We start from the raw sequence: 20,688 nt of genomic DNA on the forward strand, positions 1-20,688 counted from the left end.
TCAGTACTTCAGCAGGTCTACGTCGTCGACGGATACAGAACGCCGAGATCGGAAGATAATCATGATGATTGCCAGGCCCACAACCACTTCCGCAGCGGCGACAACCATCGTGAAGAAGGCAAAGATCTGGCCGTCGAGGTTGCCGTGCATCCGCGCGAACGTGACAAACGCGAGGTTGGCGGCGTTGAGCATCAGCTCGATGCACATGAACACGACAATGGCGTTGCGTCGTAGGAGAACTCCGGCCGCGCCGATAGTGAACAGCAGAACCGACAGATACAGATAGTTCTCGGGATTCATCGATTGTTCTCCTCTCTGCTTGCCTGATCCTGCGCGCGCGGCGTGAGGGCGCTCGAGACCGAGATGTCCGACGGCGAACCGTCGGGAAGCCGCGCCGGTATGTCGACAGCGTTGTTCCGGGCGTAGACGCCGGGACTTGGAAGTGGTGTGGCCGAGCCTTTTTCGGGATTGTTCTCGTCGCTGCCCAAATACTTGAAACGCTGTTGTGAGAGTTCGCGTTGACTCATCGACGCCGCGATCTTCTCCCGATGTGCCAGCATCATCGCGCCCAGTGTGGCCGTGATCAGCAGCGCGCCGGTCAACTCGAAAGCCCAGACGTAGCGAATGAAAATCAGATCCGCGAGCGCATCGATGTTGCCCTGCTCCAGGTTGGTGAACCCGGTGAATCCCGAGATCGACGCGTTGCCGAGTCCGCCGATCAACAGCAGACCGAAACCGAGACCGATCACTATTGCGCTGATACGTTGCCCCCGCAAGGTTTCGACCAGTGAATCCGAGGAGTCCACGCCAACCAGCATCAGGACGAACAGGAACAGCATCATCACCGCACCCGTGTACACGACAACCTGAACAACTCCGAGGAACAAGGCGCCTTGAACTATGTAGAACACGGCCAGGATGATCATCGTCATCGCCAGGAACAGCGCTGAATACACAGCTTTCGGGGCCGCAACAACTCCGAGCGCGCTGATCACGGCGAGAGTGCCGAGAATCCAGAACTGCACGGCCTCACCCGTCGACGTCGACGTCAGTGTCTCCTGTGCGAGAACCGTCAGTGTTCCTTGTGCAACAACGTCAGTGGTGAGCGCGCCGATCATTGTTCCGGCTCCTGACCGGCCGCTGTGATATCGCCGCGGTAGTAGTCGTCCTGGGTGGTTCCCGGGCGCAACGCGTGCGGGGGCGCATCCATGTCGGGCTTCAGGGGGGCGAGCAATCGGTCCTTCTCGTAGATCAAACCGGCGCGATTGTCATCTGCCATCTCGTATTCGTTGGTCATGGTCAGCGCGCGGGTAGGGCATGCCTCCACACACAGACCGCAACCGATGCACCGTAAGTAGTTGATCTGGTACACCCGGCCGTACCGTTCGCCGGGGGAGTAGCGCTCGTCTTCGGTGTTGTCCGCGCCTTCGACGTAGATCGCATCGGCGGGGCACGCCCACGCGCAGAGTTCGCAACCGATGCATTTCTCGAGTCCGTCGGCATACCGATTAAGTTGATGGCGACCGTGATAACCCGGCGCAGTCGGCCGCTTCTCTTCCGGGTAGAACTCGGTTTCCGGCTTCTTGAACATTGTCGAGAGAGTCACGCCGAATCCGGCAAGGGGTCCGAGGAATTCAGGCATGGGAGTCCTCCGATGTTTCGGTGGGTACAACTGTTTCAGTGGATGCACTCCTGGTTCGGCTGAATGCGGAAACCGTTTGCCCGGGCATCGGCGGAACGGGGAAGCCGCCGGCCATGGCATTGAAATGTGCGGGCGTTGCAGGTGGTTGCTCGAGGTCGCGTCGACGGCCCCGGTAGAGACCGCCCAGTGCAACAAGAAGAACGCCGCCCAGAACCACGCCGACGCACAGCAGCACCAGCCAGGTGTTGTAACCCGCGTTGCGGAAGGCACGGACCGAGGCGATTGCCATGACCCACAACAAGGCTGCCGGAATGAGGATCTTCCATCCCAGATTCATGAACTGGTCGTAGCGCAACCTGGGAAGTGTGCTGCGGAGCCAGATGAAGACGAAGAGGAAGAACCAGACCTTGGCAACGAACCACAGCACCGGCCACCACCCCGAATTTGCGCCGTCCCAGAGATTGAACGGGAACGGTGCGTGCCAGCCACCGAGGAAAAGCGTGGTGGCGAGGGCCGAGACCGTCACCATGTTCACGTATTCCGCGAGCATGAACATCGCGAATTTGAGTGACGAGTACTCGGTGTGGAATCCGCCCACCAGTTCGCCTTCAGCTTCGGGCAGATCGAACGGTGCACGGTTGGTTTCACCGACCATGGCAACCACGTAGATGAGGAACGAGGGCAGGAGCAGGAAGACGTACCAGGATCCTTCCTGGGCGCTGACGATTCCGGACGTGGACATGGTTCCGGCGTAAAGGAATACGGCGGCAAACGACAAGCCCATCGCCACTTCGTACGAGATGACCTGCGCCGTCGATCGAAGAGCGCCGAGCAGCGGATAGGTCGATCCGGACGACCACCCGGCAAGAACAATTCCGTACACCCCCACGGAGGTGACGGCGAGGATGTACAGAACGCCGACGGGAAGGTCCGTGAGTTGCAGCGGCGACCACGTTCCGAAGATCGATACTTCGGGGCCGAACGGGACGACCGCAAACGCCATGAACGCGGGAACGACGGCGATAATCGGAGCCAGCATGTAAATCGGTTTGTCGACGTCGGACGGTGTGATGCCTTCCTTCAGAGCCAATTTCACGCCGTCGGCCAGGCTCTGCAGCAATCCACGCGGGCCCACCCGGTTAGGGCCGACACGCATCTGCATTCGGGCCATGACCTTGCGCTCGACATAGATCGCGATCAGCGTCGTGAGCAACAAGAACACGAAAATCACCAAGGCTTTGGCGATCACCAGCCACAGCGGATCGTGCCCGAACGCCGAAAGGTCCACGGGTTCAGCGATATGCGTGACGGTGCTCATTGCGGTACCTGATTCGAGATCGTGACTGTGTCACCCGGAGATACTCCCAGCGTTCGGTTGACCTCGCTGCCGGTCGAATTGAGGGGGAGCCAGACAACCCGCGGCGGAAGATCTGCAATGACCAGCGGCAACGTGATCGTTCCACGATCCGAGCTGACCGATACCGGTTGGCCGTCCGATGCTCCGATTTCCTCGGCGGTATCCGCGCACAGTCGCACAACGGGTGAGTGGGCTGTTCCGGCCAGGTTGGGATCACCGTCCTGAAGTCGCCCTCGGTCGAGGAGCAGGTGCCAACTCGCCAGGACGGCTTGACCGGGTTGCGGTTCGGGACGGACCGGCGCGGGCGAGTGAGGTGCGGGAACCCGCTTGCCCGACCATGTTCCGAGCGCCCGGATCTCGGCCCGCGCGGCATCGGCGTCGGGCAGTCCGAGATCGATACCCATCTCCGCTGCAATCGCCTGGAGGACGCGCTGATCGGGCATCACACCGGTAGTGCGCAGTGCGGTCTCGAAAGGACGTTCGCGGCCCTCCCAATTAAGAAATGTGCCCGGTTTCTCGGCGACGGGCGAGACCGGGAACACCACATCGGCCAGTTCGGTGACGCTGCTGTGCCGAATCTCGAGGCTGACGACAAAGCCTGCGGATTGGACGGCGGTGCGGGCCGCGTCGGTGTCCGGCATGTCGGCAAGATCGACCCCACCGACCAGCAGGGCGCTCAGCGGCGAGTCCGATCCCAACATCTGTTGTGCACTCAGTCCGTGCTCGGCGGGAAGTTCCGCCGACCAGATCGAGGAAATATCCTCTCGTGCAGCAGAATCGGATGTCGGTCTGCCGCCGGGAAGTAGACCCGGCACAGCGCCGGCGTCGAGGGCGGCTCGATCTCCGGCGCGACGCGGAATCCACGCGAGCTGGGCACCGGTGATGTCAGCCAATTGCAGTGCTGCCGACAGTCCGCCGTCGATTGCGCCCAGTCTTTCGCCGACCAGAATGACTGCGCCGGGTTGTCGCAGAAGCCGGCCGACCTCGCTGGTGGGATCACCCAGTGAATCCAGAAGGACGGGCTCATCACCTGGTGCCGCGCGCAGCAGTGTGCCTGCCATTTTCTCCAGTCCGCGGGTGGTAAACGGAGCGAGAGACAGAATCCGCGTCCGGTGCGTCCGCGCAGCCTTGCGGAGGCGGAGGAAGACGATGGGTGACTCTTCCTCCGGTTCGAGTGCCACGAGAAGGGCGACCGGGGCGGCCTCTAGGTCCGCGTATGTGACAGATTCATCGAGTGAACGTCCGGCCACCTTAGCGCCGAGAAACGCGGACTCCTCCGCAGACTGTGCGCGAATCCGGAAGTCGATATTGTTGGTACCCAGCGCGATACGCGCAAACTTACTGTAGGCGTACGCGTCTTCCAGCGTCGATCGTCCACCCACGAGCACACCAGCATCGCCACGCGATTCGGCGAACTTTCGGGCCACCAGGTCGAGTGCGAATGGCCACGACGCGGGAACCAGTGCACCCTCACGGTCGCGAATCAGGGGAGTGGTGATGCGATCACGTTGCGTTGCATAGGAGAAGGCGAATCGGCCCTTGTCGCAGTTCCATTCTTCGTTGACGTCCGGATCGTCCCCGGCGAGACGCCGCAGTACCTTTCCGCGGCGATGATCGGTCCGTTGGGCACATCCGTCGGCGCAGTGTTCGCAGACACTCGGACTGGACACCAGATCGAAGGGGCGAGCACGGAAGCGATACGACGTGTTGGTGAGAGCGCCAACCGGGCAGACCTGAATGGTGTTTCCGGAGAAGTACGACTCGAAAGGTTCGTTGGCATAGATTCCGACCTGCTGCAACGCGCCGCGCTCGAGGAGATCGATGAACGGGTCGCCGGCGATCTGCTGCGAAAACCGGGTGCACCGCGCGCACAGAACACACCGTTCCCGATCGAGCAGAACTTCGGACGAGAGGGGAATCGGCTTGGGGTACGTCCGCTTCTCCTCGCCGAACCGTGATTCCGTCCGGCCCGTCGACATCGCCTGATTCTGCAGCGGACACTCGCCGCCCTTGTCGCATACCGGGCAGTCGAGAGGGTGATTGATGAGGAGTAGTTCCATCACTCCGCGCTGAGCCTTCTCGGCAACGGGCGAGGTGAGTTGGGTGTTGACCACCATGCCGTCCGCGACCGTCGTGGTGCAGGATGCAAGCGGCTTGCGCTGGCCCTCGACCTCGACGATGCATTGGCGGCAGGCACCCACCGGATCGAGCAGCGGATGATCGCAGAATCGGGGAATGACGGTACCGATCATTTCGGCGGCGCGAATGATCAACGTGCCCTTGGGAACTTGGACGGTGGTGCCGTCGATGGTGAGAGTGACGAGATCTGTTGGCACCGCGTCGCCGGTCTCCACATCAGCCGCTGCAGTCATGAGGTATACGCTCCTGTCGCCAGAACGGACCGCGCGGGATCGAACGGGCAGCCGTCTTGATCGAAATGCTGCAGATACTCGTCGCGGAAGTACTTCAGCGACGACATGATCGGGCTTGTCGCACCGTCACCCAAGGCGCAGAAGGACTTTCCGAGAATGGTGTCGGAGATGTCGAGCAGTTTCGCCAGGTCGGACTCTGTGCCGCCACCACTTTCGAGGCGACGCAGAATCTGTACGAGCCAGTACGTGCCTTCGCGACAAGGCGTGCATTTTCCGCACGATTCGTGGGCGTAGAACTCTGTCCACCGCAGCACCGCCCGGACAACGCACGTGGTGTCGTCGAAGATCTGCAGAGCCTTGGTCCCCAGCATCGATCCGGCGGCGCCGACACCCTCGTAATCCAGTGGAACGTCCAGGTGTTCATCGGTGAAGATCGGTGTCGACGAACCGCCGGGAGTCCAGAACTTGAGAGTGTGGCCCTCCCGGACGCCGCCCGCGTAACCGAGCAGCTCGCGCAACGTGATGCCGAGAGGCGCCTCGTACTGCCCGGGAGTCGTCACATGGCCGGATAACGAGTACAGCGTGAATCCGGGCGATTTTTCCGTGCCCATCGACTTGAACCATTCAGGGCCACCCCGGACGATGGCCGGGACGCTCGCGATGGATTCGACGTTGTTGACCACTGTCGGGCACGCATACAGGCCCGCCACGGCCGGAAACGGTGGACGCAATCGCGGTTGCCCGCGGCGGCCTTCCAACGAATCGAGCAACGCGGTTTCCTCACCGCAGATGTACGCACCCGCGCCCGCATGCACCACCAGATCGAGGTCGAAACCGCTGCCCTGGATATCGCGCCCCAGGTAACCGGCCGCGTAGGCCTCCGACACGGCAGTCTGTAGGCGTCGTAGCACCGGGACAACCTCGCCGCGTACGTAGATGAACGCCTTGGCTGCGCGAATTGCGTACGCCGCGATGATGACTCCCTCGACCAAGGTGTGGGGAGTTGCCATCATCAACGGCATGTCCTTGCACGTACCCGGTTCGGACTCGTCGGCATTGACCACGAGGTAGTGCGGCTTGTTGTCGCCCTGCGGAATGAAACTCCACTTCAAACCGGTAGGGAATCCGGCGCCACCACGGCCACGGAGGCCCGCGTCCTTGACGGTTGCGATCACGTCGTCGGCTGTGCCCGCGAGTGCCTTGCGCAACCCCTGATAACCGTCGTGCCGCAGATAGGCGTCGAGAGTCCACGAATTGGGTTCGTCCCAGTACCGACTCAGTACAGGCGCAAGTGCCATGTCATTTCCCTTCGCCGGAGCTGGGATCGTCTGTGGACTCCGCCGCGGCCACTCGCAGTCCTGCGACACTGGCGGCGCCGCTGGTCTGAGCCTCGGCTGCTTCGACGCGAGAATCAGCGAAACCGGCCAGGGTGCGGGCGGTTTCGCGGAACGAACACAGCGTGGCGCCGCGGCTGGGAGTGACACGTTCGCCGCCACGGAGTGCATCGACCAACGTGCGTGCCGACTCCGGAGTCTGATTGTCGAAGAACTCCCAATTCACCATCACCACCGGTGCGTAGTCGCAGGCGGCATTGCACTCGATGTGTTCGAGAGTGACCTTGCCGTCCGACGTGGAGAGTGAATGTGACGCTTCGTCACGGGAGCCCGCCGATTCGAGGTGCTCCTCGAGAGCCTCGAAGATGGCGTCGCCGCCCATGACCGCGCACAGAGTGTTGGTGCAGACGCCCACCAGATACTCACCGGTGGGTCCGCGTCGATACATGGAGTAGAAGGTGGACACAGCGGCGACTTCGGCGCCGGTCAACCCGAGTTTGCGTGAACAGAAGTCGATTCCGGCCGGCGTGATGTAGCCGTCTTCGGATTGCACAAGATGCAGCAGCGGCAGCAGAGCGGACCTGCTGGTAATGGTCCCTTGGCCTGCCGAATCGTCACGGTATCGCGCAATGACGGCCTCGGCGTCGGCGTCGAGTCGCGCCAGGACATCGGCGGGGTAGCTGCTTCGAGCCCCTGGCCGCACCAACTGCGTCGGCTCGTCGGGCCGTGGACCGAGTTCGAGGAAGACGCGGGTACCACCGTTCGTCGTGGAGTCTGTCATCGGTCCACTCCGCCCATGACTGGATCGATGCTGGCCACCGACGCGATCACATCGGACACCATGCCTCCCTCGCACATTGCTGCCACCGCTTGGAGATTCGTGAACGACGGATCCCGGAAATGGACGCGGTAAGGACGGGTGCCGCCGTCGGACACCATGTGGACGCCGAGTTCTCCGCGCGGTGACTCGACAGCGGTGTACACCTGACCGGCCGGAACGCGGATACCCTCGGTCACCAACTTGAAGTGGTGGATGAGGCCTTCCATCGACGACTCCATGATCTTGCCGACGTGCTTCTGTGAATTGCCGAGCCCGTCCGCACCCACCTGGAGATCTGCCGGCCACGCAATCTTGCGGTCGTCGACCATGATCGGCCCCGGCGTCAGCTTGTCGAGGCATTGTTCGACGATCTTCAGGGACTCCTTCATCTCTTCCACCCGAATGAAGTACCTTCCGTAACAATCGGACCCGGTATGCGTGATGACGTCGAACTCGTAGTTCTCGTAACCGCAGTAGGGCTGCGCCCGACGCTGATCGTGGGGGAGTCCCGTTGCCCGAAGAATCGGACCGGTGATGCCGAGCGCCATGCATCCGGTGAGGTCCAGATACCCGATGCCGCTGGTGCGCGCTTTCCAGATCGTGTTGTCGGTGAGCATCAACTCCATGTCGCGCAAGCGATTCGGCAAAACCTTCAGTAGTTCGCGGATCTTCGGGATCGCGCCGGCGGGGAGGTCCTGAGCCAGTCCGCCCGGACGGATGAACGCGTGATTCATCCGAAGTCCGGTGATGGTCTCGAAGACGTCGAGAATCAGTTCGCGCTCGCGGAACCCGAACAACATAGCGGTGACCGCGCCCAACTCCATGCCGCCCGTAGCCAACGCAACAAGGTGCGAGGAGATCCGGTTGAGTTCCATCAACATCACGCGCACAACGGTGGCGCGTTCCGGTACGTCCTCGGTGATGCCGAGCAGCTTCTCGACGCCCAGGCAGTACGCGGTTTCGTTGAAGAACGGCGACAGGTAATCCATGCGGGTCACGAAAGTGACGCCCTGAGTCCAGTTCCGGTACTCGAGGTTCTTCTCGATTCCGGTGTGCAGGTAGCCGATTCCGCATCTCGCCTCGATGACCGTCTCGCCCTCGATTTCGAGAATAAGACGGAGAACGCCGTGCGTTGACGGGTGCTGCGGACCCATGTTGACGACGATGCGTTCGGCACCGGCATCGGATCGACCCGCTGCCGCCGCGGCGACAATCTGGTCCCAGTCCTGTCCCGAGGCGGTGTAGACCGTCTCCTGCGATGGTGTGTCAGCCGTGTTGTTCATCAGATGTACGACCTGCGCTCGTCGGGTGGCGGGATATGTGCTCCCTTGTATTCGACGGGGATTCCGCCCAGCGGGTAGTCCTTGCGCTGGGGGTGGCCCCGCCAGTCGTCCGGCATCTCGATGCGAGTAAGCGACGGATGGCCGTCGAAGATGATGCCGAAGAAGTCGTAGGTTTCGCGCTCGTGCCAGTCGTTGGCCGGGTAGGTGCCCACCAGTGAGGGGATGTGCGGATCGGCATCCGGTACAGACACCTCCAACCGGATACGTCGATTGTGGGTGATCGACGAGAACGGATACACCGCGTGCAGTTCGCGACCGGCGTCCTCGGGGTAGTGAACGCCGTTGACTCCGAGACACAATTCGAACCGCAAGTCCGGTTCGTCGCGAAGACGGCGCGCCACCTGGGGCAGGTACGAACGTTCGATGTGCAGCGTCATCTCGTCGCGGAAGATCACCACCTTCTCGACCGCATCGTCGAAGGCAGTTCCGTTGTCTGCCAGTGCGGCCGACAATCCGTCCGCGACCTCGTCGAAATATCCGCCGTATGGCCGTGTCGCGGCGTCCGGTGCAACGGCGGCGCGAGCCAACCGGTTGTATCCGGAGGTGTCGCCGCTGCCACGGGCGCCGAACATTCCGCGGCGGTCGAAGGGTTCCCCGGTCATCGCAGCAGCCCTTTGATGTCGATCAGGGGAGTGGACGCCAGAGCGGCGCGCTCGGCGGCAGCGCGCGCTTCTTCGCGGTTGACGCCCAGTGGCATGTCCTGAATCTTTTTGTGCAGTTCGATAATTGCGTTGAGCAGCATCTCCGGACGTGGCGGGCATCCAGGCAAGTAGATGTCGACCGGCACGATGTGATCGACGCCCTGGACTATCGCGTAGTTGTTGAACATTCCGCCCGACGACGCGCAGACACCCATGGAGAGCACCCATTTGGGTTCAGCCATCTGGTCGTACACCTGCCGCAGCACCGGCGCCATCTTCTGACTGACCCGGCCGGCGACAATCATCAGGTCTGCCTGCCGCGGCGACGCGCGGAACGCCTCCATACCGAAGCGCGCCAAGTCGAATCGCCCGGATGTGGTCGACATCATCTCGATGGCACAACAGGCAAGTCCGAACGTTGCCGGCCACAGCGACCCTTTGCGAAAGTACCCGGCCAGGCCCTCGACAGTTGTCAGGAGAAAACCGCTTGGAAGCTTTTCTTCAAGACCCATATTCGACTCGATTCGGTCGTAAGCGTTTTCGTCGTGTGAGAAATCAGGTCAATCCCAACTCAATCCGCCTCGTCTCCACTCGTATGCGTACGCAACCGAGACATTGACGATGAACAAACCCATGGCTGCCAATCCGAACAAACCGAGCGAATCGAAATGGACTGCCCAGGGATAGAGGAAGACGATTTCGATATCGAAGATGATGAACAGCATGGCTGTCAGATAGAACTTGACGGGAAACCGTCCACCACCGGCGGCGCGGGGTGCCGGTTCGATGCCACACTCGTAGGCTTCGAGTTTCGCGCGGTTGTATCGGCGGGGCCCGACGACAGAGGCAAGGACGACGGACACCACGGCAAAGGCCATCGCGATGGCACCCAGAACGAGAATTGGCACATACGCGTTCATGTCCGCACCGAACCCCTCTCCGTTTAGCGTGACGCCGGTGAATGGCGCTGCCCCAGAAGACTCTGCTGTTCCTGCCAGATCGATACTGCCAGCATCTCGCCGATCGTGTGACCTGTGACACTTACCCTAGGTGGTGCCCCCGACATTGGGGCTGATTTTCGAACTGCGGAGTTTTGCTCCCGAGATGCCGAAGTGCTCGCCGCCGCAACGGAAACTGTGTGCCCGTAACCGATCAGAGGTTCAGGCGAACGCGGAGCAAACGAATGACAGCCGACGCCAGTTCGATCGGGTCCAGCGGTTGGGAAACGGCAGCTTCTGCCCGTGACCACGACGCGAGCCACGCGTCATCGGGTCGACCGGTCAGAATCACGATCGGCGGGCAGTCGGCGATCTCGTCTTTGAGCTGCTTCGCGACGCCCATGCCCCCGGCGGGGCTGGCCTCGCCGTCGAGAATGGCGAGGTCGATGCCACCGCGGTCGAGTCGATCGATCACCACCGGTGCGGTGGCCACCTCGACGTAATCGATCGACGGGAGATCAGGATGCGGGCGCTCGCCGAGAGCGAGGCGGACCTGTTCGCGCGTGTGGGCGTCGTCGCTGAAGACGAGTACACGCACGGTCGGTGGGGTGCGAGGAGGAGCTGCCGCGTCGGACACGAGGCCGACGTTACCCCGCGACTATCCACCGCGGCGGTGAATCCTGAACTTCACCAAGGACTTTCCGTCCAACGCGATGATCGCCGGGCGCCCGTGAAAAGCCGCAACCCTCGCGTCCGGGCTGGCCGGAGGCGAGGGTTGCGTGCGAATGCTACTGGCGCTCAGAAATTTTCGACGAACTTCGTCAATCCCTTGCTCGCGGTCTCGAGTGCAGTCTTCTGAGCCTTCTTCACCAGGAATCCCGGCAGCGGGATCTTGGGGTCGATGGTCAGTTCGAAACTGATCTTGGTTCCGCCATCGGTCGGGGTCAGGGTGTACGAGCCGTCCTGCTGGTTTTGCTGCCCGCTCTCGACGAGCGTCCAGCTCACCTTCTCGTCGCCGTCGAAGGTGTAGTCCACAACCTGCTCGTCGTTGATACCGAGAATCGACACGGCCATCCGGACGCGATGCGGCCGACCGTCGTCATGCGTGGTTTCGATCGTGATCTTCTTGTGCGCCGACGACCATTCGGGCAACCGGTCCACCGCCGCTACCGCTGCCATGACCGTGGCCGGATCGGCCTTGATCTCGAATTCCTTGACGCCCGAAACGGCCATACGACTTACTCCTCCATGCCTGACGGCAACAATCTTGTGGACTTGCTCGGACGCAATTAGATCAGTCCATGCCGTTCTTACGCATCTGATCCCGCAAAGCGCCTTGCACAGCTTGCGACACCCATGAATTCAAGGAGACGCCGTTCTGATTTGCAGCTTCTTCGGCGCGGGCCTTGATCTGCTCCATCATGCGCAGGGTGACCCGGCTGATATCGCCGCTGACGTCGTCGAACGAGTAGGTGGATTCCTTGACGCCCTCCTCGGTGGTCGAATCCTTCGATACCTTCTGGACGTCGACCAGAATGTTGTTGCCGTCGAGATGGACCTTGACGTCGCGGTCCGCGATCTCGGCGCCGATTTCCTTGGCGAGCTCGGTTGCCGCGGCCAGCAGAACGAGGCGTATCGACGGTTCCATGGCCGCCGCGAGTGACGCCGCGATGCGACGGGTGTGGTCGTCGCCGAGTTCGGCTGCAGTGACGAGGTCATCGTGCAGCTTTGCGGTGTACTCCGAAATATCCATGACACCACAGTGACGTCAAATCTGACGTCAGTCAAGGTGTCATCTGGTGTCAGAGCTGCCCAGGTGGTTTCTGCCTATAGAGTTGCCGCGCAGCAAGGCCGGAAGCGTCCGGTTGGCCTGATCAGGTTTTCGAGGAGTAGTAGTGCCGCACACGGTGTCACTGAAAGTGCAGATGGTGGCTAAGTCCGAGTTCTTCCCGCCCGACGACATCGACTGGGAAACCGATGCCGACGGCGGTGAGGCACTTGCGGAATTCGCCGGACGCGCCTGCTACCAGAGTTGGTCCAAGCCCAACCCGCGCACAGCCACTAATGCCGGATACATTCGCCATCTCCTCGAAGTCGGGCACTCGTCCGTCCTTGAACATGCGACCGTCAGCTTCTACATCACCGGGATCTCGCGCTCCTGCACCCACGAATTGATCCGTCACCGCCACTTCTCCTACTCACAACTCTCTCAGCGGTTCGTCCGGGAGAACGATGCCAACGTCGTCGTCCCACCGGCCGTCGAAGGTGACCCGGAACTCGAAGCGTTGTTCCTGGCTGCGACCGAGGAAAGTCGACGGGCATACGGCGAACTGCTCGCAGCGCTGGAAGGAAAACTGCAATCCGTCCCCGGCGCGCCGGTGCGCGGGAAGCAAGCGCGTCAGGCCGCCCGCTCGGTCCTGCCCAACGCCACGGAAACTCGACTCGTCGTCAGCGGAAACTACCGCGCCTGGCGACACTTCGTGGATATGCGTGCGACCGAACATGCGGACGTCGAGATCAGGCGCGTCGCGATCGAGTGCTTACGGCAACTTCAAACCGCCGCACCAAATGTGTTCGGAGACTACGAGATTGTGCGCAGAAGTGACGGATCGGAAGTTGCCGTCAGCTCGTTCGCTGCCGAGTGAAGTAACGTTCGCGACTCGACGGAAGACTCGTGTGCAGAAGTAAGCGACTGACCGGGTAACCTTCTGACCATGACCTACGGTGATTCCGCTTCTCTCGTCGAGCGTCCGTTCGGCACCATTTCCGTTGCGATGGTGACCCCGTTCACTGCCGACGGGAAGTTGGACGTCGACACGGGTGTGCGCCTCGCAGCCCATCTCGTCGACAACGGCTGCGACGGCCTTGTCCTTGCCGGCACAACCGGTGAGTCTCCGACCACCACCGAATCGGAGAAGCTCGACCTGCTCCGCGCGGTGATCGACGCCGTTGGTGACCGCGCCAAGATCGTTGCCGGAGCCGGCAGCAACGACACTGCACACAGTGTCGAACTCGCCCGCGACGCGGCCCGCGTCGGCGCTCACGGCCTCCTTGTTGTCACTCCGTACTACTCACGTCCCCCGCAGGCCGGGCTCTACGCGCATTTCACTGCAGTTGCCGACGCCACCGACCTGCCCGTCATGCTCTACGACATTCCGCCCCGCTCCGTTGTCCCCATCGAGACGGAGACAATCCGTCGCCTTGCCGAGCATCCCCGCATCAAGGCCGTCAAAGACGCCAAGGGTGATCTCAACGCGGGTGCAGAATTGATCGGCACCACCGAACTTCAGTTCTTCTCCGGCGACGACCCGTTGAACCTTCCGTGGCTGGCAGTCGGAGCCACCGGCTTCGTCAGCGTCATCGGACACCTGGTTCCTGGTCGGTTGCGTGAGCTTCACACCGCATTTGTCACCGGCGATATCGCCCGTGCCCGCGAAATAAACCTCAGTTTGATCCCTGTGATCCGTTCCGTCGCCCGCTTGGGTGGCGTCAGCGCGTCGAAGGCGGGTCTGCGACTCATCGGTATCGATGTCGGAGAACCGCGCCTTCCGCAGGTTGCACCCACTAAAGAGCAGATCGACGGTTTGGCCGCCGATCTGCATGCGGCAGGAGTTCTGTAAATGACCCGTCCCCCCCGACGTCGTAGCGCCAGTCGCCAAGCCGGACCGCCCACGGTTCCGGCACCCGAATCAGCTACGCCGGCGACCCCGCCGGCAGCCCCGGCTCCGGTAGCAGCTGAGCCTGCCGCCGCGGCGTCGGCCCCGAAGAAGGCTGCAACGCAAAAAGCTGCAACACAAAAAGCCGCACCCCAGAAATCGGCGACACAAAACGCTGCACCGCAAAAGCAAGCTCGTAAGAGCGCAGCAGGCAACCGCCCGTCGGCCGGCAAGTCCGGTAACACGCGGTCCGCGAACAAGCGTCCCGAGAACCGTCCGCAGCTGGACCCGACCGCGCGTCTGGGCATGCCGCCCAAGGCGCCGGCCAGCGGACTTCGTGTTGTTGCACTGGGCGGTATCGGCGAAATCGGCCGAAACATGACCGTCTTCGAGCACAAGGGCAAGTTGCTGATCGTCGACTGCGGCGTTCTCTTCCCCGAGGACCAGCAGCCCGGCGTCGACCTCATCCTCCCGGACTTCCGCTACATCGAAGACCGTATGGACGACGTCGAAGCCGTCATCCTCACGCACGGTCACGAAGACCACATCGGCGCACTGCCGTTCCTGTTGCGTCTGCGCGCAGACATTCCCGTCATCGGTGCCAAGTTCACACTCGCGCTTGTGGCAGCGAAGTGCCGTGAGCATCGCCTGCGCCCCAACCTCGTCGAGGTTGTGGAAGGCGACTCCACCACGCACGGTCCGTTCGACTGCGAGTACTTCGCCGTCAACCACTCCATCCCCGACGCGCTGGCCATTGCCATCCGCACCGACGCCGGCGTTGTACTGCACACCGGTGACATCAAGCTCGATCAGCTTCCGCTCGACGGGCGTCTGACCGACCTCGCCGGATTCTCCCGGCTCGGTGACGAGGGCGTCGACTTGTTCCTCGTCGACTCCACCAATGCCGAGGTGCCGGGATTCGTCACTCCCGAACGCGAAATCGGCGGCGTGCTCGACAACGTCATCGGCAAGGCCAAGCAGCGCGTCATCGTGGCGTCGTTCGCCAGCCACGTGCACCGCATCCAGCAGGTTGTCGACGTAGCGGCACGGTACAACCGTCGCATTGTGTTCGTCGGCCGGTCCATGGTGCGGAACATGCAGATCGCCCAGGATCTCGGCTACCTGCGGGTGCCAGACGGTCTTGTCGTCGACATCGACACCGCAGCCACACTTCCCGACGATCGACTGGTTCTCATCTCCACGGGTTCGCAGGGCGAGCCGCTCGCAGCGCTCTCGCGGATGGCTCGCGGTGAGCATCGCCAGATCAACATTCGTGCAAACGACCTCGTCGTTCTCGCGTCTTCGCTGATCCCGGGCAACGAGAACTCCGTTTTTGCCGTGGTCAACGGCTTGGCCAAGCGTGGCGCCACCGTCGTCACTCAGCAAAGCGCCAAGGTCCACGTGTCGGGTCACGCGTCGGCCGGTGAGCTGCTGTATCTGTACAACGCGGTTCGCCCCACCAATGCCATGCCTGTGCACGGTGAATGGCGCCACCTGCGTGCCAACGCCGCACTGGCGAAGGCAACGGGTGTTCCGGAGGAGCGCATCGTGCTGGCCGAGGACGGCGTTGTCGTCGACATGGTCGACGGTCTCGCCGAGATCGTCGGACGAGTTCCGGTCGGACACGTCTACGTCGACGGTCTTTCCGTCGGCGATGTCGGCGAGCCGACGCTCTCGGATCGTCTGGTGCTCGGTGAGGGCGGCTTCATTGCCATCACCATCGTCATCAACGAGTCGACAGGCCGTGCGGTCAGCACTCCCGAGGTGTCCGGACGCGGATTCTCCGACGACCCGACCGCGCTCAAGGACGCTGCACAACTCGTGGAAGCGGATCTCCTGCGCCTCGCGGGCGAAGGAATCACCGACACACATCGCATCGCCCAGTCGGTGCGTCGCGTGGTCGGCCGTTGGGTTGCGGACAAGTACCGTCGTCGCCCGATGATCATTCCGACGGTTATCGCGGTTTCCTGAGCGACTTTTCGCGGTCCGCGGGACGCAGTCGCGTACGTTGGCGAAGGTGACCTTCGCACATGACGAACGACTCGCCCTGGTGGACAGCATGGTCGAATACGGCCCGGACGCTCCCACGCTGTGCGGGGAGTGGACGAACCGTGACCTCGCAGCACATCTGATCGTCCGGGAGCGGCGTCTCGACGCCGCTCCCGGAATCATGATCAGTGCCTTGGCCGGGCACACGGAGAGCGTCCGAAAAGCAGCCGCATCGCGCCCGTGGGAAGACTTACTGCACGACGTCCGCAGCGGGCCGCCACAGTGGTCGCCGATGTACTGGCTCGATTCTCAGGTCAACACCACCGAAATGTTCGTCCATCACGAGGATGTGCGTCGGGCGCATCAGCATTGGGTGGCCAGGCCGCTGCCACAAGCTCGTCAAACCGAGTTGTGGAAGTACGCACGCCAAGTGGCCAAGCTGGGGTACCGGAAGGCCGCCGTCGAAGTGATCTTCGAGTTGCCGTCGGGTGAAAGTGCCGTTGTGCACAAAGCGGATACGCGGACGGTAGTTCTGCAGGGGGAGCCGGCCGAGTTGTTGCTGCACGCTTTCGGACGCAGCGAAGTGTTGATCGAAGCCAAGGGCGAACTGGCCGACGTCCAATCCGTCATGGGCTTGGATCGCGGTTTCTGATTCGGCGCGCGGGCCCGTCCGGGAGGCGTAGTGAACATCACGATTCGCACGTATGAACGGTGTTGCTGGTGTTGCGGATGGTCCGGATGGGGTTGCACCGACTAGCCTGAACGTCATGGCAGGTAAGTCGAGCGCCCGAGGATCCGGTACAGGTTCGAGTACAAGCACGTCCGCGTCCAGGGCATCGACCAGGTCGTCAGCGTCAACTCCCGCGGCAAAGTCGCGAACACGAACAGTCTCCACCCCCCGCAATGTCACGACGGCGTCGCACGCCGGTGGCCGCGCGGGAGCGGGTAAGGGAGCCAAATCCACCCCGCGGAAAGCACCGGCGAAGAAGGCAGCACCCCGGAAGGCGTCCGGTGCGTCTTCGGCCGCGCGTCGTCCGGTCGCAAAATCGAAGCAGAGTGCAAGCCCGCTCGATGTAGTCGGCAAAGGCATCGCGGCCGGGTGGTCGCTGGCCGCGCGCGGCGTCGGCGCAACCACTCGCACGGTGAGCAAAGTCGGCGATATCGAGGCCGGACACCGACGTGACGGAATTGCCCTCGGGCTCATTGCTTTCAGTGTTGTCGTCGCGGGCAGTGTGTGGTTCGCGGCAGGTGGTCCGATCGGCGGCGGAATCGAGACGGCGGTTCGCGCGGTGTTCGGCGCTGTGTCTGCCGTACTGCCTATCTTGTGTGTCGGTATCGCAATCCTGCTGATGCGCACGGAACCACGTCCCGAGATCCGAACCCGTCTCATCATGGGTTCGCTGTTGGTGGGGCTACCCGCGCTGGGCTTGTGGCACATCGGTTCCGGTGCGCAGACAACTGCGGACACCCGTGAAATCGGAGCCGGATTCGTCGGCTCTGTAGTCGGCGGACCATTGACTAACGGTCTGACGGCGTGGCTGTCGGTTCCGTTGCTCGTGATCGCCGTCGGCTTCGGAATCTTGTTATTGACCGGAACCACCCTGCGCCAGGTCCCTGGCAAGTTTCAGTCGTTCTTCGGATCCCCGTCCGGCGACGACGACGAATTCGAGGACTACGGTAGCGAATTCGACGACGACAGCTACGGTCGCGACTACGGCGGAAGCTCGTACGAATCATCGGAGTTCGACGCCGACGGTTATCCCGTGGACACGTACGCGGAGCCTCCGCTGCAGCCGTCCAAGCGGTCCAGCCGCCGCGCGCCGATCGACAATTACCCGACGGACGAATTCCAGTCCGGCGACAAGAAGACCGAGATCCTCGACCTGTGGTCAGCGGATCCCGAGGAGGCTTCCCCGGTAGCAGACGACACCGCCGCGGCCGCGGAAGTACCGGTCGTCGAAAAGCCGGTCGCCCGGACCAGACCTGCCGCGCGATCGGTTCCGGTGGCGAAGCCGGTACCCAAGCCCGAACCGGAACCCGAAGAGGCCGAAAGCTTTGTCACGGATCGTGTGACGGACGGCGATTACAACCTGCCACCCACGTCGCTGCTGATCGACGGCGATCCGCCGAAACTGCGCAGTTCCGCGAACGACGCGATGATCGAGGCGATCAGCGAGGTTCTCGAACAGTTCAAGATCGATGCTGCGGTCACCGGATTCACACGCGGCCCGACAGTGACGCGATACGAAGTGGAACTCGGCCCCGGCGTCAAGGTCGAGAAGATCACCGCACTCGCGCGAAACATCGCGTACGCGGTGGCCACCGACAACGTGCGTCTTCTCGCCCCGATTCCGGGCAAGTCGGCTGTGGGCATCGAGGTGCCCAACTCGGACCGCGAACTGGTCCGCTTGGCTGATGTGCTGACGGCGCCGAGTATGCGGCGCGAACACCACCCGCTCGTGATCGGACTCGGCAAGGACATCGAGGGCGACTTCGTCCATGCGAACCTCGCGAAGATGCCGCACTTGCTGGTCGCCGGTTCCACTGGATCGGGTAAGTCGAGCTTCGTGAACTCGATGCTGGTGTCGCTGCTGACCCGTGCGACTCCCGACGAAGTGCGCATGATCCTGATCGACCCCAAGATGGTCGAGCTGACGCCGTACGAGGGCATACCGCACTTGATCACGCCCATCATCACCCAGCCGAAGAAGGCGGCGGCCGCGCTTGCCTGGCTGGTCGAGGAGATGGAGCAGCGATACCAGGATATGCAGGTCAACCGGGTTCGCCACATCGACGATTTCAACTCGAAGGTGAAATCCGGCGAGATCACCGCCCCGCTGGGCAGTGAACGGATCTATCGACCTTATCCGTACATCCTGGCGATCGTCGACGAGCTGGCAGACCTCATGATGACCGCTCCGCGCGACGTCGAAGAGGCCATCGTGCGCATTACGCAGAAGGCGCGTGCCGCGGGAATTCACTTGGTGCTCGCGACGCAGCGTCCGTCCGTCGACGTTGTCACCGGGCTTATCAAGACGAACGTGCCGTCCCGATTGGCGTTCGCGACGTCGTCCCTGACCGACTCGCGAGTCATCCTCGATCAGCCGGGAGCCGAGAAGCTCATCGGTATGGGTGACGGACTGTTCCTTCCCATGGGTGCCGGTAAGCCGACGCGTATGCAGGGCGCATTCATCACGGACGAAGAAATCACTGCGGTCGTGGATTTTGCCAAGAACCAGGCAGAACCCGAATACACCGAAGGGGTCACCGCCGCGAAGGCCGGCGAGAAGAAGGACGTCGACCCCGACATCGGGGACGACATGGACGTGCTGCTGCAAGCTGTCGAATTGGTGGTGACAAGCCAATTCGGTTCCACATCGATGCTGCAACGCAAACTGCGCGTCGGGTTCGCGAAGGCCGGGCGACTCATCGACCTCATGGAGAACCGTGGAATCGTGGGGCCGAGTGAAGGGTCCAAGGCTCGCGAGGTGCTCGTGAAGCCCGACGAGTTGGACGGATTGCTGTGGTCTATTCGCGGCGGCGATCCGGAGGACAGTTCATCCGACGACTAGTGACGGGGGTCGGCGGGTAACCGTCGGCAGACGACCGGAGGTTGCTCGTGCATGTGACACCGTTGACGTGGGTTATCACGATAGTGGTGATACTCGGCCTGTTTGTCTTCGATTTCTTCGCGCACGTCCGGACGCCTCATGCACCGACATTTCGTGAGTCGGCATTCTGGTCGACGGTCTACATCTCGATCGCGATAATTTTCGGTCTGATCGTGATGTGGATCTGGGGGACGACGTACGGCGGCGAATACTTTGCCGGCTACGTCACGGAGAAGGCGCTGTCGGTCGACAACCTGTTTGTGTTTGTCATCATCATGTCGACGTTTGCGGTGCCGCCCCAGTACCAGCAGAAGGTCCTGCTGATCGGCATTGTGCTCGCATTGGTGATGCGAGGGATTTTCATCGCGGTGGGCGCTGCGGCAATCAATGCCTACAGCTGGGTGTTCTACCTCTTCGGAGCTTTCCTGATCTACACCGCATACACGTTGGTCCGCGACCACGGGCATGAGAAGGAAGCCGAAGAGAAACGAGACAGCCGCATCATCAGCATCGTGAAGCGGGTGCTGCCCACCACCGAGGAGTACGACGGCGACAAATTGGTCACCAGGATCGACGGGAAGCGTGTTGTCACGCCGTTGATGCTGGCGCTCATCGCAATCGGATTTGCGGACGTGCTGTTCGCGCTGGATTCCATCCCGGCAATCTACGGTCTGACCCAGGAACCGTATATCGTGTTCGCCGCCAACGCCTTTGCGTTGATGGGCCTACGCCAACTGTATTTCCTCATCGGCGGACTGCTCGAACGACTGGTCTACCTCTCGTACGGGTTGTCGATCATCCTCGCGTTCATCGGCGTCAAGTTGGTACTGCACGCACTGCACGAGAACACGCTGCCGTTTGTCAACGGTGGGGAACACGTCAGCGTGCCCGAGATTTCGACGGCGTTGTCGCTGTCCGTCATCATCGGCGTGTTGGCCGTAACCACGGTCGCGAGCCTGTTGAAGACCCGCGACCGGGCTTGAGT

General features: G+C 62.2%; 20 protein-coding genes. 6 read left to right on the forward strand and 14 right to left on the reverse strand.

Translation table 11 applies throughout. The features are described from left to right. From nuoK to FFI94_RS12430, 14 genes are all read right to left on the reverse strand, one after another. The gene (gene nuoK, locus FFI94_RS12365; protein ID WP_033234863.1) at window positions 1-300 is read right to left on the reverse strand and encodes an NADH-quinone oxidoreductase subunit NuoK; all 300 of its coding nucleotides are present in this window, start codon (window positions 298-300) and stop codon (window positions 1-3) included. Continuing rightward, window positions 297-1,118 carry an NADH-quinone oxidoreductase subunit J gene (locus FFI94_RS12370; RefSeq protein WP_138868125.1) on the reverse strand — a complete coding sequence of 274 codons (822 nt, stop codon included), beginning with the start codon at window positions 1,116-1,118 and terminating at the stop codon, window positions 297-299. The genes nuoK and FFI94_RS12370 overlap by 4 nt, the downstream gene beginning before the upstream one ends. Next, entirely contained in the window at window positions 1,115-1,642 is a 528-nt protein-coding gene (gene nuoI, locus FFI94_RS12375; protein WP_138868126.1) for an NADH-quinone oxidoreductase subunit NuoI, read from the reverse strand. The genes FFI94_RS12370 and nuoI overlap by 4 nt, the downstream gene beginning before the upstream one ends. Next, window positions 1,635-2,960: an NADH-quinone oxidoreductase subunit NuoH gene (gene nuoH, locus FFI94_RS12380; RefSeq protein WP_138868127.1), complete on the reverse strand. Its 1,326-nt coding sequence runs from the start codon at window positions 2,958-2,960 to the stop codon at window positions 1,635-1,637. Before nuoH ends, nuoI begins: the two co-directional genes overlap by 8 nt. Further along, complete coding sequence (locus FFI94_RS12385; protein WP_138868128.1) at window positions 2,957-5,371, reverse strand: NADH-quinone oxidoreductase subunit G; 2,415 nt, start codon at window positions 5,369-5,371, stop codon at window positions 2,957-2,959. The genes nuoH and FFI94_RS12385 overlap by 4 nt, the downstream gene beginning before the upstream one ends. After that, window positions 5,368-6,669: an NADH-quinone oxidoreductase subunit NuoF gene (gene nuoF, locus FFI94_RS12390; protein WP_138868129.1), complete on the reverse strand. Its 1,302-nt coding sequence runs from the start codon at window positions 6,667-6,669 to the stop codon at window positions 5,368-5,370. Before nuoF ends, FFI94_RS12385 begins: the two co-directional genes overlap by 4 nt. 1 nt (window position 6,670) lies before the next feature. After that, on the reverse strand, window positions 6,671-7,486 hold the full coding sequence (nuoE, locus tag FFI94_RS12395) for an NADH-quinone oxidoreductase subunit NuoE (RefSeq protein WP_138868130.1): 816 nt from the start codon (window positions 7,484-7,486) through the stop codon (window positions 6,671-6,673). Further along, on the reverse strand, window positions 7,483-8,808 hold the full coding sequence (nuoD, locus tag FFI94_RS12400; protein ID WP_138868131.1) for an NADH dehydrogenase (quinone) subunit D: 1,326 nt from the start codon (window positions 8,806-8,808) through the stop codon (window positions 7,483-7,485). Before nuoD ends, nuoE begins: the two co-directional genes overlap by 4 nt. Next, window positions 8,808-9,470, reverse strand: a complete 663-nt coding sequence (locus FFI94_RS12405; protein WP_138868132.1) for an NADH-quinone oxidoreductase subunit C — start codon at window positions 9,468-9,470, stop codon at window positions 8,808-8,810. Before FFI94_RS12405 ends, nuoD begins: the two co-directional genes overlap by 1 nt. After that, window positions 9,467-10,021 carry an NADH-quinone oxidoreductase subunit B family protein gene (locus FFI94_RS12410; RefSeq protein ID WP_033234854.1) on the reverse strand — a complete coding sequence of 185 codons (555 nt, stop codon included), beginning with the start codon at window positions 10,019-10,021 and terminating at the stop codon, window positions 9,467-9,469. Before FFI94_RS12410 ends, FFI94_RS12405 begins: the two co-directional genes overlap by 4 nt. A 48-nt stretch (window positions 10,022-10,069) precedes the next feature. After that, a complete protein-coding gene (locus FFI94_RS12415; RefSeq protein ID WP_045067371.1) occupies window positions 10,070-10,429 on the reverse strand; it encodes an NADH-quinone oxidoreductase subunit A in 360 nt (119 codons plus the stop codon). Between the two features lie 232 nt (window positions 10,430-10,661). Next, window positions 10,662-11,084: a response regulator transcription factor gene (locus FFI94_RS12420; protein ID WP_138868133.1), complete on the reverse strand. Its 423-nt coding sequence runs from the start codon at window positions 11,082-11,084 to the stop codon at window positions 10,662-10,664. A gap of 161 nt (window positions 11,085-11,245) precedes the next feature. Then, complete coding sequence (locus tag FFI94_RS12425; protein ID WP_033234851.1) at window positions 11,246-11,680, reverse strand: SRPBCC family protein; 435 nt, start codon at window positions 11,678-11,680, stop codon at window positions 11,246-11,248. A 61-nt stretch (window positions 11,681-11,741) separates the two neighbouring features. After that, window positions 11,742-12,200: a toxin-antitoxin system HicB family antitoxin gene (locus FFI94_RS12430; protein ID WP_138868134.1), complete on the reverse strand. Its 459-nt coding sequence runs from the start codon at window positions 12,198-12,200 to the stop codon at window positions 11,742-11,744. Window positions 12,201-12,342: 142 nt separating this feature from the next. Here FFI94_RS12430 and thyX point away from each other — a divergent pair, with 142 nt between their 5' ends. The 6 genes from thyX (at window position 12,343) to FFI94_RS12465 (ending at window position 20,686) form a co-directional block, all read left to right on the forward strand. After that, the gene (gene thyX, locus FFI94_RS12435) at window positions 12,343-13,092 is read left to right on the forward strand and encodes an FAD-dependent thymidylate synthase (RefSeq protein WP_138868135.1); all 750 of its coding nucleotides are present in this window, start codon (window positions 12,343-12,345) and stop codon (window positions 13,090-13,092) included. A 69-nt stretch (window positions 13,093-13,161) separates the two neighbouring features. Beyond that, window positions 13,162-14,067 carry a 4-hydroxy-tetrahydrodipicolinate synthase gene (gene dapA / locus FFI94_RS12440; protein ID WP_033234849.1) on the forward strand — a complete coding sequence of 302 codons (906 nt, stop codon included), beginning with the start codon at window positions 13,162-13,164 and terminating at the stop codon, window positions 14,065-14,067. Then, window positions 14,068-16,074 (forward strand): ribonuclease J, encoded by a 2,007-nt coding sequence (locus tag FFI94_RS12445; protein ID WP_138868136.1) that lies wholly within the window; start codon window positions 14,068-14,070, stop codon window positions 16,072-16,074. Between the two features lie 46 nt (window positions 16,075-16,120). Then, entirely contained in the window at window positions 16,121-16,744 is a 624-nt protein-coding gene (locus FFI94_RS12450) for a TIGR03085 family metal-binding protein (RefSeq protein ID WP_138868137.1), read from the forward strand. A 115-nt stretch (window positions 16,745-16,859) separates the two neighbouring features. Next, on the forward strand, window positions 16,860-19,664 hold the full coding sequence (locus tag FFI94_RS12460) for a DNA translocase FtsK (protein WP_185993181.1): 2,805 nt from the start codon (window positions 16,860-16,862) through the stop codon (window positions 19,662-19,664). Window positions 19,665-19,711: 47 nt separating this feature from the next. After that, complete coding sequence (locus FFI94_RS12465; protein ID WP_138868138.1) at window positions 19,712-20,686, forward strand: TerC family protein; 975 nt, start codon at window positions 19,712-19,714, stop codon at window positions 20,684-20,686. The last annotated feature ends 2 nt before the right edge of the window (window positions 20,687-20,688 follow it).

Source organism: Rhodococcus sp. KBS0724 (genome assembly GCF_005938745.2).
In the GTDB taxonomy this organism is placed as follows: Bacteria; Actinomycetota; Actinomycetes; order Mycobacteriales; family Mycobacteriaceae; genus Rhodococcus_F.

What these genes read in the sequence shown, in the direction of transcription:
- FFI94_RS12425 (WP_033234851.1), bottom strand. Translation starts at nt 11,680, where the DNA reads ATGGCCGTTTCGGGCGTCAAGGAATTCGAGATCAAGGCCGATCCGGCC.
- FFI94_RS12415 (WP_045067371.1), bottom strand. Translation starts at nt 10,429, where the DNA reads ATGAACGCGTATGTGCCAATTCTCGTTCTGGGTGCCATCGCGATGGCC.
- nuoI (WP_138868126.1), bottom strand. Translation starts at nt 1,642, where the DNA reads ATGCCTGAATTCCTCGGACCCCTTGCCGGATTCGGCGTGACTCTCTCG.
- FFI94_RS12445 (WP_138868136.1), top strand. Translation starts at nt 14,068, where the DNA reads ATGACCCGTCCCCCCCGACGTCGTAGCGCCAGTCGCCAAGCCGGACCG.
- FFI94_RS12405 (WP_138868132.1), bottom strand. Translation starts at nt 9,470, where the DNA reads ATGACCGGGGAACCCTTCGACCGCCGCGGAATGTTCGGCGCCCGTGGC.
- nuoF (WP_138868129.1), bottom strand. Translation starts at nt 6,669, where the DNA reads ATGGCACTTGCGCCTGTACTGAGTCGGTACTGGGACGAACCCAATTCG.
- nuoE (WP_138868130.1), bottom strand. Translation starts at nt 7,486, where the DNA reads ATGACAGACTCCACGACGAACGGTGGTACCCGCGTCTTCCTCGAACTC.
- nuoK (WP_033234863.1), bottom strand. Translation starts at nt 300, where the DNA reads ATGAATCCCGAGAACTATCTGTATCTGTCGGTTCTGCTGTTCACTATC.
- FFI94_RS12460 (WP_185993181.1), top strand. Translation starts at nt 16,860, where the DNA reads ATGGCAGGTAAGTCGAGCGCCCGAGGATCCGGTACAGGTTCGAGTACA.
- dapA (WP_033234849.1), top strand. Translation starts at nt 13,162, where the DNA reads ATGACCTACGGTGATTCCGCTTCTCTCGTCGAGCGTCCGTTCGGCACC.
- nuoH (WP_138868127.1), bottom strand. Translation starts at nt 2,960, where the DNA reads ATGAGCACCGTCACGCATATCGCTGAACCCGTGGACCTTTCGGCGTTC.
- nuoD (WP_138868131.1), bottom strand. Translation starts at nt 8,808, where the DNA reads ATGAACAACACGGCTGACACACCATCGCAGGAGACGGTCTACACCGCC.
- FFI94_RS12370 (WP_138868125.1), bottom strand. Translation starts at nt 1,118, where the DNA reads ATGATCGGCGCGCTCACCACTGACGTTGTTGCACAAGGAACACTGACG.
- FFI94_RS12410 (WP_033234854.1), bottom strand. Translation starts at nt 10,021, where the DNA reads ATGGGTCTTGAAGAAAAGCTTCCAAGCGGTTTTCTCCTGACAACTGTC.
- FFI94_RS12430 (WP_138868134.1), bottom strand. Translation starts at nt 12,200, where the DNA reads ATGGATATTTCGGAGTACACCGCAAAGCTGCACGATGACCTCGTCACT.
- FFI94_RS12385 (WP_138868128.1), bottom strand. Translation starts at nt 5,371, where the DNA reads ATGACTGCAGCGGCTGATGTGGAGACCGGCGACGCGGTGCCAACAGAT.